At 61.7% G+C, this 12446-nt stretch carries 11 protein-coding genes and 1 pseudogene; 2 read left to right on the top strand and 10 right to left on the bottom strand.

All coding sequences use genetic code 11. The features are described 5' to 3' along the window. The 10 genes from A6U98_RS31230 to A6U98_RS31185 form a co-directional block, all read right to left on the bottom strand. Positions 1-903 carry a type II secretion system F family protein gene (locus A6U98_RS31230; protein WP_197496463.1) on the bottom strand — a complete coding sequence of 301 codons (903 nt, stop codon included), beginning with the start codon at positions 901-903 and terminating at the stop codon, positions 1-3. Continuing rightward, positions 903-1766: a type II secretion system F family protein gene (locus A6U98_RS31225; protein WP_064654981.1), complete on the bottom strand. Its 864-nt coding sequence runs from the start codon at positions 1764-1766 to the stop codon at positions 903-905. The genes A6U98_RS31230 and A6U98_RS31225 overlap by 1 nt, the downstream gene beginning before the upstream one ends. A gap of 134 nt (positions 1767-1900) precedes the next feature. After that, positions 1901-3799: an ATPase, T2SS/T4P/T4SS family gene (locus tag A6U98_RS31220; protein ID WP_064654979.1), complete on the bottom strand. Its 1899-nt coding sequence runs from the start codon at positions 3797-3799 to the stop codon at positions 1901-1903. A gap of 20 nt (positions 3800-3819) precedes the next feature. Continuing rightward, on the bottom strand, positions 3820-4776 hold the full coding sequence (locus tag A6U98_RS31215) for an RcpC/CpaB family pilus assembly protein (protein WP_064654977.1): 957 nt from the start codon (positions 4774-4776) through the stop codon (positions 3820-3822). Beyond that, on the bottom strand, positions 4773-5699 hold the full coding sequence (locus A6U98_RS31210) for a hypothetical protein (RefSeq protein ID WP_064654976.1): 927 nt from the start codon (positions 5697-5699) through the stop codon (positions 4773-4775). The genes A6U98_RS31215 and A6U98_RS31210 overlap by 4 nt, the downstream gene beginning before the upstream one ends. 1 nt (position 5700) lies before the next feature. Further along, on the bottom strand, positions 5701-6381 hold the full coding sequence (locus A6U98_RS31205; protein ID WP_064654974.1) for a hypothetical protein: 681 nt from the start codon (positions 6379-6381) through the stop codon (positions 5701-5703). Further along, positions 6353-7990 carry a Tad domain-containing protein gene (locus tag A6U98_RS31200; RefSeq protein ID WP_064654971.1) on the bottom strand — a complete coding sequence of 546 codons (1638 nt, stop codon included), beginning with the start codon at positions 7988-7990 and terminating at the stop codon, positions 6353-6355. The genes A6U98_RS31205 and A6U98_RS31200 overlap by 29 nt, the downstream gene beginning before the upstream one ends. Further along, a complete protein-coding gene (locus tag A6U98_RS31195; protein ID WP_064654969.1) occupies positions 7987-8784 on the bottom strand; it encodes a TadE/TadG family type IV pilus assembly protein in 798 nt (265 codons plus the stop codon). Before A6U98_RS31195 ends, A6U98_RS31200 begins: the two co-directional genes overlap by 4 nt. A 5-nt stretch (positions 8785-8789) precedes the next feature. Continuing rightward, positions 8790-9353 carry an A24 family peptidase gene (locus A6U98_RS31190; RefSeq protein WP_064654967.1) on the bottom strand — a complete coding sequence of 188 codons (564 nt, stop codon included), beginning with the start codon at positions 9351-9353 and terminating at the stop codon, positions 8790-8792. A 13-nt stretch (positions 9354-9366) separates the two neighbouring features. Beyond that, positions 9367-9570, bottom strand: a complete 204-nt coding sequence (locus A6U98_RS31185; protein WP_003548168.1) for a hypothetical protein — start codon at positions 9568-9570, stop codon at positions 9367-9369. Between the two features lie 396 nt (positions 9571-9966). On the opposite strand from A6U98_RS31185, the pseudogene A6U98_RS31180 reads away from it, so the two are divergent. Further along, positions 9967-11347, top strand: a pseudogene (locus A6U98_RS31180) (ATPase, T2SS/T4P/T4SS family). Positions 11348-11532: 185 nt separating this feature from the next. Further along, positions 11533-12423, top strand: coding sequence for a hypothetical protein (locus A6U98_RS31175; RefSeq protein WP_064654962.1), 891 nt, complete (start codon positions 11533-11535; stop codon positions 12421-12423). Positions 12424-12446 lie beyond the last annotated feature (23 nt).

Raw genomic sequence — 12446 nt, 5'->3', positions numbered from 1 at the left:
TCAGAACATCCCACTCGACATCATTTCGACAATTGCAGGCGCCAGCACCAGAAGCAGGATCGACACGACGATCATCATCGCCGGCATGACGATCTTGGCCTTCAGCTTTTCACTGGCCCTGTCGGCCTTTTCCCAGCGACGGAAGCGCAGGTCGCGCGCGTGCTCGCGCAACAACTCGACGCGGTTGCTGCCTTCGACTTCGCCCTGGATCACGGCGCGGATGACGCGGATGACCTCCTCGGCGGTCATGCGGCGCTCCAGGCGCTGCAACGCCTCGATCATGCCGGTGCCGAGCGCCACGTCCTTCAGCGTCTGTTCAATCTCCTCGCTCATGACGGTGCCCGGTGCCGCCTCGGCATAAAGCCTCAGGCTTTCCGGCAGTGTCGCTTGCGCCTGCTGCGTCATGACCACGAGATCGAGGAAATAGGGAAATTCGCGCGAGATGCGTTCCTTGCGGTCCTGCGCCTTGTCGTCGGCGACGACCCAGAAATAGATGGCGGGGATCAGGCCAAGGATCAGCCCGGCCACCAGCCCGCCAATCACGCTGCCGCTGGCGATGCCGAACAGCACACCGAGCACGACGAAACCGAACAGGCTCAAAACGACGAGAAGGGCGATATATTCCCGTCCCGTCACGCCGCCGAAGGGCCGGCCGGCATAGATCAGCTTCTGCTCGAGCTGCGCGCCGTAATCGGCCAGAAGCGGCTCGAAATGCGTCAGCACGAATTCGACCGGCGTGCGCATGCCGATGCTGTCGACAATGTTCGGGGGCGGACCATCGCCGCTGGCGGACCGGCGCACCACCTGAATGCTGCCGAGCAGATCGCCGATCCACCAGACGAACAGCGCAGCGGTGATCCCGGCAAAGACGACGGCGATGGGGGCGAGAGGTATCTGAGACATCAAACCGACACCTTCATCATCGAGCGCATCCAGAAGAAACCGGTCGCATAGAGAATGGCGCCGACGATCGCGATGACGATGCCGATGGCGTTGCCGAACACCTTGTCGATCAGTTCCGGCTGACCGAAGAAGATCAGCAGGATCATGAACAGCGCGCCGCCATTGACGACGCGGAAGTTCATGCGCGCCTGCGACGACGAGGTGGTGATCTTCTGATCGAGCTTCCAGATTTCCTTGAAGGATTTCGACATTTCCGTCAGCGGCTCGGAAATGTCGCCGCCCTGCCGGGCAAAGAGACCGAGGGCCGCATCGACCATCTTGAAGTGCAGGCTCGGCACAGTGCGGCCGTGGCGGTCGAGCGCCTCGACCAGGCCGATGCCAAGCTTCTGTTCGCGGGCGATGCGCTCGAATTCGCGCGAGGCCGGCATCTGACCGGTATCGGCCACCGCATTGACGGCGACGGCAAGCGGCTTGCCGGTACGCACCGCCGAGACAATCTGGTCGACGGCATAGGGAAGCTGCGATTCGATCTGCAGCCAGCGCCGCTGCAGGAAATAACGGATCAAGCCCTTGGGCAGGAAGAAGGCGACCGGGATGGCGACGACGAAGCCGAAGATCGGCCCGAAGATCAGCGAGATCACCACGAAGACGACGATCGCCGTGATGCCGTAGGCGAGGATCATCGTATAGGGCGGAACGGCATCGCGCCCGAAGACCTGCGCCGCCTCGCTGGCGAGCGCAATGTCGCGTTCAGTGGCGCGCAGCAGCGGCGCCGGCCAGCGCACCGGTGCGCCCCAGACGAGCAATCCCGCCGTTACAGCGCCGAGGGCGATCGTAAAAATCTGCAGAATGCTGATATCCATGGCTTCCCCCTCAGAGCAATTCCAGGAAAAGTGCGAAGTGGTTTCCCAGGCAAAGCGCAAAGCCCTTTTGCCGGGAATTGCGTAAAAACAAAAACTTAGAGCGGTTCTGCGCTTCCGCGAAACCCTGAACCGCTCTAGACGAACATGTCCAGTTTCTCGATCTCGCCGTCGTCGTTGAACTCGACGAGTTCGGCGACGAAGCTCGGCAGGTAGCCGGTGAAGGCATGCACGGCCTGGCCGCCGGCGCGGCCGACGAGATTGAAGATCGGCTCGACTATGATGAGGCCGGTATCCGGATCGATGCCGATCACCTCCGATATTTCGGTCACGGCGCGCCGCCCGTTCGCCAGGCGGTTCAGCTGCACGACGAGTTCGACGGCGGCAACGATCTGCTGGCGGATGGCCATGACCGGCAGTGAACTCTGGCCCTGCAGCACCATCACCTCCAGGCGGGTCATCATGTCCTGCGGCGTGTTGGCATGCGCCGTCGTCATCGAGCCGGCATGGCCGGTGTTCATCGCCTGCAGCATGTCGATCGCCTCCGCACCACGGCACTCGCCGACGATGATGCGGTCGGGCCGCATGCGCAGCGCGTTGCGCACGAGGTCGCGGATGGTGACGCTGGTCTCAGATTCCGCCGTCTTCGGCCGCGATTGCAGATAGACGACATGGATGCCGTCGAGCTGCAGTTCCGACGTGTCCTCGACGGCAACGACGCGCTCGCCGACCGGGATGAATTGCGACAGGCTGTTCAGCAGCGTCGTCTTGCCGGAGCCGGTGCCGCCTGAGACGACGATGTTCTTGCGTGAACGGACGGCAGCCTCGAGGAAGGCGCGCATCGGCTCGCTGAGCGCGCCGGCGGTCACCAGCTTGCTGATGTCGAGCCTCGACTTGCCGCCGAATTTGCGGATGGTGAGGCAGGCGCCCTTGACCGCCAGCGGCGGAATGACGGCGTTGACGCGTGAGCCATCCGGCATCCGGAAGTCGGCCATCGCCTCGCTCTCGTTGATCGAACGGTTGGAATCAACGGCGATGCGCTCGATCACCTTCATCAGCTGCCGCTCATTGGCGAAGGCGAAGGGATAACGTTCCAGCAGGCCGAATTTTTCGACGTAGATCTCGTCATAGCGGGTCACCATGATTTCCGAGATGACATCGAGATCCATCAGCTCCGAGATCGTCCCCCAGCGATACATCAGCTCCTCGATATTGGAGCGCAGGTGCATATGGGCGATCTCGTAGCGGTCGCCGGCGTTGAAAAGAGCCTGCCTGGACTGGAAGGCGGCGCTGAACCGCGTATCGAGCTGGGCAAAGTCGGAGCGGGTGGATTCGAAGTTGAGCTTGAGCTGAAGGGCCGAAATCAGTGCCTTGCCGACGTCGAAGAGACGGCGATTGTCCTGCTCCTCGCGCGAGAGGCTTGCGGCATTCGACGAAGCATCACGCCGCCCCGTGCGGGCGATGCGTTTTGCCAGCCACCGATAGACGGCGTTCTTGATGACGAGGATGACGAGATCCTGCGGCGCGCTGTCGAGCGCCTCCTTGATGAACATGTCGAGGCGCTCGCGGATTCGGTTTCGCGTGTCTTCGCGGCCGAAATCGGAAGATTTCACCAGCCGGTCATATTGCGTGTCCTTCAGCAGGCGCTCGTGGATTTCCATCTGCAGGGCGAGCACGCGTTCCTGATCGGGAAATTGCGTCACCGCTTCGGCCACCGCCGCCGGCTCGACGAGTTCGATCGTGACGTTGGGCACCCAGATCGACATGCCGGCCGAAACCGCAACCGGCGTGCCGGCCCGAAGCGGCTGATCGTCGACGCGCGTCGGGTTGCGGCCGTGATGCTGCACCGACCAGCCCTGGCCAGACTTTCGCAGCACGAATTGCGGCGAGGAGACGTGGCTGCCGCGAAGCCGCACGACGCCCGCGCCGGCGGGAAGCGTCAGTGTGCTGCTTTCGCCGACGAAATAGGTCTCGTTCGCCGAGAGCGGGATCACCTCCCGACCGCTGCCGTCCTCATAGGAAATCTTCAACAGCATGGCTTACTCTCCCGCGCCGGTCACATGCGCGTCCAGTTGATGCTCGGCAGGTCCTCGACGGTATTGTCGGCCGGATTGCGCAGCACGAGGTTCAGGCTGCCGTTCGACTGGCCCATGGCAAAAATCAGCATTTCAGCTTCCGACGGCGTCACTTCGACGGTCACATTGTTGTAGGTGCTGTTGGCCTTGGTGACCGCGCCCTCCGCCGTCGTCGCCGCGCCGACGGCCAGCACTTTGACATTCTGCAGGAAGGTGCGGGTGACGACGCGGGTGCGCGAGCTGATGCCGAGCTTATAATCCTGCGCCTGTTTGCGGTAGGCGTTGACATCGTTCTCGTCGGCCCCGGGATATTGGGTAAGATAGTTCTTCAGCATCTGCTCGACCGGCGACTGCGGCTGGGCTGGAGCCTGCGGCTGTCCGGCTGTGGCCGGCGCCTGACCCTGGACGGCAGGCTGACCTGGCACGGCAGCGGGCTGGCCCGGAGCTCCCGGCTGGGTGGCGGCGGCCGGCGCCACGGGTTCGACCGGTTCGTCGACCGTGCCGATGATATCGACATAGCTGCCCGGCTCGACGAAATGGCCGACGGCTGCGGCCGCGTTGACGGGAAGGGTCAGGGCCCGCTTGCCAGGCGCGATCATCGTCGTCAGGCGTCCGCCGTCGGTATCGTCGAAATACTGGAAGAGCAGCACGGAGCCGGCCGGAATGTCGCTGGCGGCCGTCCTGTCCTTCAGCCATTCCTGGTAGGCGCTGGCAGCGGGCACCGCGAGTTTGGCGAGCGCCCCGAAGCTTTCCGGCAGCATCACCGGTTCGGCGAGCATGTCGGGCGTAATCGCCTGTCCTCGTGTGACCTTCCTGTCGGGCTGGAGCCGCATGAAGGCATAAGCCGTCTGCTCGTTCTTGACGCTCTCGGTCCAGAAATAAAGCAGAACGCCGGTGATGAGCCCGACGATGACCGCCGCGATGAGCTTCCAGTTCATGGTGTTATTCCTTCGACGAAGGGTTGCCTGATTTGAATGACTTCGACGGTCCGGCCGTCGGTCTTGCTGCGGGTATAGAGAACATTGGCCTCGACGCTTCCGCGCCGGCCATAGAGCGCGGTGACCCCGCCGCGCTGTGCCGGCGGCGTCTCAATGGTGAAACCATCGCGGGCGAGCAGATCGGCGCGCTGATCGGACCAGCGCACGGCCGACAGCGTGCCTTTCGACACTACCGTGCGCGACGTGTGGCCCTTGTCGCGGTCGCCGATATCGCTCAGCACATCGACACCGGCCGGCGGACGCAGCGACATCGGCAACTTGCTGATATCGGCCGGAGCCGCGAAGGCCGGCAGCGTCGAGGCGACATCCTCGAAGCGGCTCATCAGCACCTCGGTCCGCGGTGCACCGGCGGGGCGGCGGATCATGATCGAGACGCCTGGGATCGGCGCTCTTGCCGAAGGATTTTTAGGATCCTGCCGGCGGAGATAGTCGAGGGCCGCCTCGCCGTCGCCGTCGAAGAACCGCACCACCACGGCAAGATCGTCGCGGATGCGGCTCGTCTTCGGGACGATCAGCATGTTGGCGGCAATGACGGCGGTCAGTTCTTCCTTGTCGTTGCTTGTCGGCAAGGCCGGCCTTGTGTTGGCAGCCAGCACCCGCAGCCATTCGTCGGTGATATCGGAAATGCTGCGATCGCTCTGATAGGGCGTGAACTCAAGTGGCTGGCCGTTGATGGCGAGATCGCGCGGCGCCCGCTCTGGCGCGCCGAGAATGCTGGCCAGCATCGAATTCAGCGTCACTCTGAAATCCTTGTAGATTTCGGCGCGAACAGGTGTGGCCATGGCGGCGGCGAGCCCGATGAAGAGCGCCAAACCGGCGAGATGCCTGGCAAAACGGAAGGAGATGCGCGAGCCCTGTCTCATCTTATTTCGCTCCCGGGAAGACGCCGTCGAACAGATCGCCGGAGTCGTCGGCCACATCGCGGATTTCCCGGCGCAGCGTCGGGTCGTAGCCTCGGCTCGTGGTATCGTTATTGTGAGAGGCAAAGAGCGTCGAATCATCAACCGTGAAGGCGTCCTTCCAGCGGAGGCTCCTGATCGTATCGAGATCGTCGGAATCCCTGAACTTATAAACCCGGTCGGCCGTCGCCGTGACGAGCTGCGGCTTTTCATTGGCGAGGTCGCCGACCATATCGCCGAACTCGCGGCCGTCGCTCTTCCAGGTATTCTGTACGTCGTCCCAGACAAAGGTGCGCTGAGGGTCGCCGCCGCCTTCATGCGATGGTGCGCGTGAGCAGCTCATGGCGTCGCGCCCGGGCAGTGCCGGCAAGGCCGGGATAGGGAAGACGTTCGAGAAATCCGACGTGCAGTCCAGCCCATTCGCCTCGGCGAAGGCGGCGTTGCGCATCGCCACCATGGTTCCCACCTTCTTGGTGGAAATCTTGTTCGCATGGATGACGAAAATCACGATCAGCAGGATGACCGGCGCGGCGAGCACGAATTCTATCGAGGCAAGACCGCGCCTGTCGCGGTGCAGCCGCATCAGCAGCCCGCGGCCCGGAGGACCGCCCATAGGCTCAGTGTGTGTTGACGGCAGCCCAGGCATTGGCTCCTCCCTGATCGAAGACGCGGGTCAAGCCGGTAAAACTGTCGGCTGCCGGGCTCTGCTTGATGGTGTTGGAAACCGCGCCGGTATCGTCGGCGAGTGTCGCGGGGGCAAGCGATGCCAGCCAGTCCTGGGTGTAGAGGTCGAAGGCCGTGTAGTTGTGGACCCAGCTCTGCGCCAAGGCGTAGGCGGACGGTGTCTTGTCCTTGAAGATGCGGATCTGCAGCCTGGCGCGCGGGGCGCGCGAAACGATCGCCAACGTCTGGTAGTCGTCGAGTTGCTCGCCGCCGAAGGGCGTGAAGTTGAAAGGTGTGCGTCCCTTCAGCCAGTAAGGCTTCGGGAAGGAGACGACGGGCAGTGCGCCTACCATCGAAATCGCAGCGCCCGCCGGGCTGCAGACACCATTCCAGATCGTGTCGAACTTGCGGGTGAAATCGTTCTCGTCCTTTGTCTGCTTGTCCGAATAGCGCGGTGGCTTGTCGATCGGCAGCTGAAAGGGGTTCACGATGCCGAATTCGATGCCGAAGAATTCCTCGGCGACAAAGAAGCTGCCATCGAGCAGCAGTTCCTGCCACCAGCTGAGATCGCCAAATTGCTCGATGATCGCCTTGAACGGGATCTTGCTCAGATAGGCCGGGCCGAAGGCTTCATAAAAGATGTAGAAGTCCACTAAAGCATCGTCGATGCCGCTCTCGTGATTGACCCAATCGCGGATATGGCTGCCGTCGACGCCGCCTGCGGTCAACGGACCCTTGCCGTTGGGGAAGCCGCGATTGGCAAACTCGCCGCGCATGAGAAACGGATCCTGCCCCTGGGTGCCATAGGTCATGGCGAGGCACATTTCAGCATAGGCCGAGGCGGGATTGATGCCGTCGCGATCGACCGGCAGGTTACCGCCAGCGCCTTCTCCAGCCTGGCCGCAGGATTCGCACGGCGGATGGAAGACGACGTGGTCCGACTTGTTCAGGCGCACCAGATGCAGGGCTTCGTTACCGACGCGCTGAGGAAAGCTCTCGACGAGGTAGTCGTTGAGGTCGTTCATCGCGTCGATGATGTCGCTGGACTTCACGATGAGGCCCCAGGGATCATAATCGATCTGTGCTTTCACCGTATATGCAATCGCCTTGGTGGCTCCTATCGCCCGGACCCCCTGGAACGCCAGGCAAGCACCGTAGATGATGCCGCCGACGATCGGGACCTTCTGCCAGCCCGGGCAATGGGGCATCGGCGGCATCGGCGGTAGAAGCGACGCCGGTCCGAAGCCATCCGTGAAAGAATATTCGGCGAGTTTCGCCAGAATGGCGCCCGAGCGCAGGGCCAATTCCGCGGTCGTCAGCTGGAAGGCGACCGAGGTCGCCATGACGACGGTTGCCTGCGAGGAGGCGACGTTGTTCATCGCCATGATGTTGAGATAGCGGGCTTCCCAGTCGGCATGGACGAGTGCCGCGGCATCCGCCGTGTCCTGCGTGCGCTGCTTGTCGTAGATCATCTGTCCCGTATTCAGGATCCAGACAATCATCAAAGCGAGCGCGATCGTCATGTAGAGAATGATCGGTGACAGGAAGCCGCGTTCGTCGCGGTGCAGGCGCTTTATGAGGGTCGGTGTCATAGCAGGTTCACCTCCGCCTTCGAGATCGTGTAGTAGCGGCCGTCTTTCCTCTGGCCGCGGGCAAAGACCCAGCCGGCATACTCGAGCAACAGGAAGCGCGCTTCCACCTTGGCGGTCACCGGTACATGCGGCGAGCGGTTGATGGCGGCATAGAGCGCCATCGGCGCGCGGTCGACGGTGACCGTGACGTTCTGGGGGTCGAACATGTAACGGGCCTGGTTGCGCATCGCCCGCCAGTTCTTCGAAAGGCCGGAGGCATCGGCGAGGCTTTTGAGCGCCTCTTCCGGCGGCTGGCAGGCGCCGACGCATCTGAGCTGGTCGTAAGGGGCAGCCGGGATCAGCGCCAGGCGGGCGGCAAGATCGGCCTTGCCGGCGGCAGCATCGTCATCGCAGGTCTTGACGTCGATGATGCTTCTAAGCGTGATCGGAAAAGCCGGGCAGAAATAGACGCGGGCGCTGCGGGCCGCCGCGTAGGCGGCATAATGGGTGAAGAGGTGGTTCTTGGCCAGGATCGTGAACTGGAAGACTACGAACATGAAGAAGACGAAGACCGGTGTCACGAGAACGAAATCCATCATCGTCGTGCTGCCGGAGATATCGCCGTGAAGCTCCGATATCCGGCGCCGGCGGGCGGAAAGCCGCGGCAGCAGCAGCATCGAGGCAAGCAGCATCATGGCGATCGCAAAGGTACCGAGGAGCGCGCCGTGATCCTGAGGGACCCAGAAGGTCCGCGAGTGCAGGATCGAACTCCAGAAGGCACCGTCGAAGATGGGGCGTTCGAGTTCCGCGCGCATTGCCGTTACCTCACGAATGAAAGAGGGGTGAAATCGGGCATGAAAAGGCACCAGAGAAGTCCGAGGGCAGCGGCAACGCCGAAGCGGACGGTATGATGGGTTTCGCGTGGCTTGAGCACCGAAGCGGCATCGCGGAAACCGGCAGGCAGGAGAAGCGCAAACAGTCCGACCGTTCGTGCCAGCACGCTCCACTGAACACGTCGCACCATGGAGAAAACCGCGATCACGCCGCCGGCCATGAGCGATGCAAGCGTGACGTCGATGGCGGGCCAGAGGCCAAGAATGGCGCCGAGCGCCGCCATCAGCTTGACGTCGCCGCCGCCGCAGCTTCCGGCTGCGAAGGCGATGATGAAAATCAGGCCGGCTGCAAGGAGGCCTGCGAAGGCAAGCCCTATGCCTGCGAGACCGCCGCTGACTGCCGCCAACATGAACCCGCCAAGCAGGCAGGGATAGGTGACGGCGTTCGGGATATGACCGTGGCGATGGTCGAGCACCGCCGCGGTCATGGTGCAGGCGACGGCGAGAGCCGCCGCCGCAGGCATCAGGGTCAGATCATAGGTCGTATCCATGATCCCGACCCGCTTATTGACCCGGCTCAGGAATTCTCTCGGCATCCGAGAGCGCCGTGTTCTTTTCGTTGAACCATTCGCCGATCTGTTTGCCGAATGCGAGCAGGATCAGCATCAGCGGAATGACGATCAGGGCGACGGCCAGGACGATCTGGGCCATGTCGCCGCGTTCGTCCTTGTGAAGTGCAATTGCGAGAGTCTTGAGTTTACCAAACATGTGATTACTCCTCATTCCCAGGTTTGTTTCGGTTCGAAGCCGTGGTGAAGATGAACCAAGCATACGCTATCGATCCGAACGAGCATGTTGCTCGATCCAATGATATTTTCTGCTTCAGCTTTTCTTCCCCGGCGGCCAACGTTTGTTGAGCAACACCATTAAGACCCAAGAGTGCGCCCAAGGCCAGCCCCCCGTCAAGCAAACGAAACGAAGGGTTCCAATTGTCTTGGAGGCGTCGGCTGCAAAATCGCAGTTGACGACGGATTTTTTCAACTAAGCTTTTGAACGGGCTGAAGTTTTACCTGCGGAGAACAAGTTTTTGATCGACCTTCGCGACTTCGTCTATTGCTCCAAAATTGGCCAATTCTTTCAAAGCCATAGAAGAAACGGCGTACGATGGTCGGAATCACTGCCCGCGCGGCGCACGACCATGGCGTTGTTTGGCGATCTGGATTAAGCTTTTCAAATGGTGGGTATCGCCCGCCAGTCGATCCGGAGAGAGAACGATGGAAACGATGAGCAGCATATTAATACTTGGATTGGTCCTCATTCCATTGATGATGTTCTTTCCGACAGCGGTTCAGATGATGGCGACGTTGTTCGGCATGAGCACGGTCCTGGTCGGGATGCCGCTCTGATGAAGGCCGTTTCCGACGACGCTGCCGAACAGGCGACCTTCCAGGTCCTGACCCGGGCGCTGGACAAGCTGCTCGGGCCGATCCGTTTTCTCCTCGATGATCCGAGCGTGTCCGAAATCCTGATCAACGGGACATCCGACATCTTCGTCGAGAGGCGAGGCAAGCTCGAACGCGCCGATACGCGCTTCGCCAGTCGTGAGGATCTGGAATCGGCCGCGCGCAGCATCGCGCAGTTCTCAGGCAAGCGACTGACGCCGGAGGAGCCGAGCATCGAGGCACGTCTGCCCGACGGTTCGCGCGTGCAGATGATCCAGCCGCCCGCCGCCCGCACCGGGCTTTGCATCTCCATCCGCCGCTTCCTGAAAGAACATCGCAGCATCCGCGACCTCGTCACCCAAGGCAGTCTGACCGAGGAATCGCTGTCGCTGCTGCAGGCGGCCGTCGGGCTGCAGAAGAACGTCATCATCTCCGGCGGCACCGGCACCGGCAAGACGACGATGCTGAACGCGCTATCGGAAGCCTTTGCCGACCACGAGCGCGTCATCGTCATCGAGGACACATCCGAACTGCAGATCCGCAAGGAACACGTGGTCTATCTCGAAGTGACGAAGCCCGACCGTTTCGGTCGCGGCGGCGCCAGCATCCGCGACCTGTTCCGCTCGTCGTTGCGCATGCGGCCCGACCGGATCATCGTCGGCGAGTGCCGCGGCGGCGAGGCGCTCGATATGATCCAGGCGATGACCTCAGGTCACAGCGGCAGCCTTTCGACAGTGCACGCGAACACACCCTATGACTCGCTGCACCGGCTGGAAACGCTGGCGCTGATGTCTGATATCGACATGCCGCTTCGGCCGCTGCGCGCCCAGATCGCTTCGGCGGTTGACGTCGTCGTGCAGATCGCCCGCTTCAAGCGCACCGGCCGGCGCCGGGTGATCGAGATTTCCGAGATCAAGGGCCTGAACAATGACGGCCAGTATATTGTCGAAAGCATCTACAAGCTCGAGGGCGACGGACATTCCAATCCCGATGGCGCATTGCTGTGGACCGGTGTCGTGCCGAGCTTTGCCGCCGATGCGGTGGAGGAGTTGCAAGGCGCGGAGCGCCCCGAATGGGTCGGTGCTGCCGCGCAACCAGCTTGAAACTTGTTGGCGGATGCCACCGCCAACAAGGGCTTTAGCGGCGGCTTTTATTCGCGCAATGATTGCACATATGCAATACTCTATTAATGTTCTCGTTGCACTCTAGCGATATCAAATGATCACGTTCGTCATGATGACGATCTGCAATGCCGCCTCATGAGGGGGCGCTCGACAGAGAACACATCATGATTTCCGCTTCATCGTCCGCAGCTTCCGGCAATTCGACGGCCCTGACCCTTCTCAAGGGCTCCGTCCAGTCGGCTGCGGCGACGACAAAACAGTCGGCCGCCAGCCAGATTCTGTCATCCATTTCCGGCGTCAATCTCGATCCGCTGAAGCAGACGGAGGGCCAGATCACCCGAATTCTGCTTGAGAACGGCGGGCAGTTCATCGTCGGCGGCGCGTTTTCGGACATCACCGGCACTGATAAGGATGACATTATCCGTGCGGGACCGGGCGGCGGGGTGAACGGCGGTGCTGGAGACGACATCATCAGCGGAAGCTTCGAAATGAACATCAGCGGCGGCGCCGGAAACGATTCGATATCGGTTAGCTCTCACAGCACGATCAACGGCGGCCAGGGAAATGATACGCTTTTTGCCGGATTGGAAAGCACAGTGACGGGTGATGCAGGAGACGATGCCATCATTGCCTGGCACAACAATACGATTGATGCGGGTGCTGGCAACGATACTATCCAGGTTGGGATTGGGAATGTTGTCACCGGCGGGACCGGAAATGACAAAATTGTCATCAGCGGCATCCAGGCTGAGAGCTACGGAAGCTCCGGATCGACCGTCAAATTCGCGATCGGCGACGGACAGGATTCCCTTACATTGGCCCGAAGCGCCTCCACCGTTGAGTTGGGAGAAGGCTTCACCGCTGAGAATACTAAGGTAACCATAGCGGGCAACAAGGCTACGATTTCTTTCGACGGAAACGATAACGATGGAATCTCGGTGGATTTCTTCTTCGGCAGCGCGCTGACGCTCTCCTTTGCCGATGGCAATACGCTGGAGGTCAAGCCAGGCGAAACGACGCTGCCGAGTTTCGTGTTATCATACCGACAACTCTGACCAACCGCCCTCGCCGACAAGGC

Source organism: Rhizobium sp. WYCCWR10014 (assembly GCF_001657485.1).
Lineage (GTDB): Bacteria > Pseudomonadota > Alphaproteobacteria > Rhizobiales > Rhizobiaceae > Rhizobium.
Note: the sequence above shows the minus strand (reverse complement) of the source record. Positions and strands in the feature narration are given on the sequence as shown.

Coding starts and splice junctions, on each gene's coding strand:
- A6U98_RS31230 (WP_197496463.1), bottom strand. CDS start 903: ATGTCTCAGATACCTCTCGCCCCCATCGCCGTCGTCTTTGCCGGGATC.
- A6U98_RS31225 (WP_064654981.1), bottom strand. CDS start 1,766: ATGGATATCAGCATTCTGCAGATTTTTACGATCGCCCTCGGCGCTGTA.
- A6U98_RS31220 (WP_064654979.1), bottom strand. CDS start 3,799: ATGCTGTTGAAGATTTCCTATGAGGACGGCAGCGGTCGGGAGGTGATC.
- A6U98_RS31215 (WP_064654977.1), bottom strand. CDS start 4,776: ATGAACTGGAAGCTCATCGCGGCGGTCATCGTCGGGCTCATCACCGGC.
- A6U98_RS31210 (WP_064654976.1), bottom strand. CDS start 5,699: ATGAGACAGGGCTCGCGCATCTCCTTCCGTTTTGCCAGGCATCTCGCC.
- A6U98_RS31205 (WP_064654974.1), bottom strand. CDS start 6,381: ATGCCTGGGCTGCCGTCAACACACACTGAGCCTATGGGCGGTCCTCCG.
- A6U98_RS31200 (WP_064654971.1), bottom strand. CDS start 7,990: ATGACACCGACCCTCATAAAGCGCCTGCACCGCGACGAACGCGGCTTC.
- A6U98_RS31195 (WP_064654969.1), bottom strand. CDS start 8,784: ATGCGCGCGGAACTCGAACGCCCCATCTTCGACGGTGCCTTCTGGAGT.
- A6U98_RS31190 (WP_064654967.1), bottom strand. CDS start 9,353: ATGGATACGACCTATGATCTGACCCTGATGCCTGCGGCGGCGGCTCTC.
- A6U98_RS31185 (WP_003548168.1), bottom strand. CDS start 9,570: ATGTTTGGTAAACTCAAGACTCTCGCAATTGCACTTCACAAGGACGAA.
- A6U98_RS31175 (WP_064654962.1), top strand. CDS start 11,533: ATGATTTCCGCTTCATCGTCCGCAGCTTCCGGCAATTCGACGGCCCTG.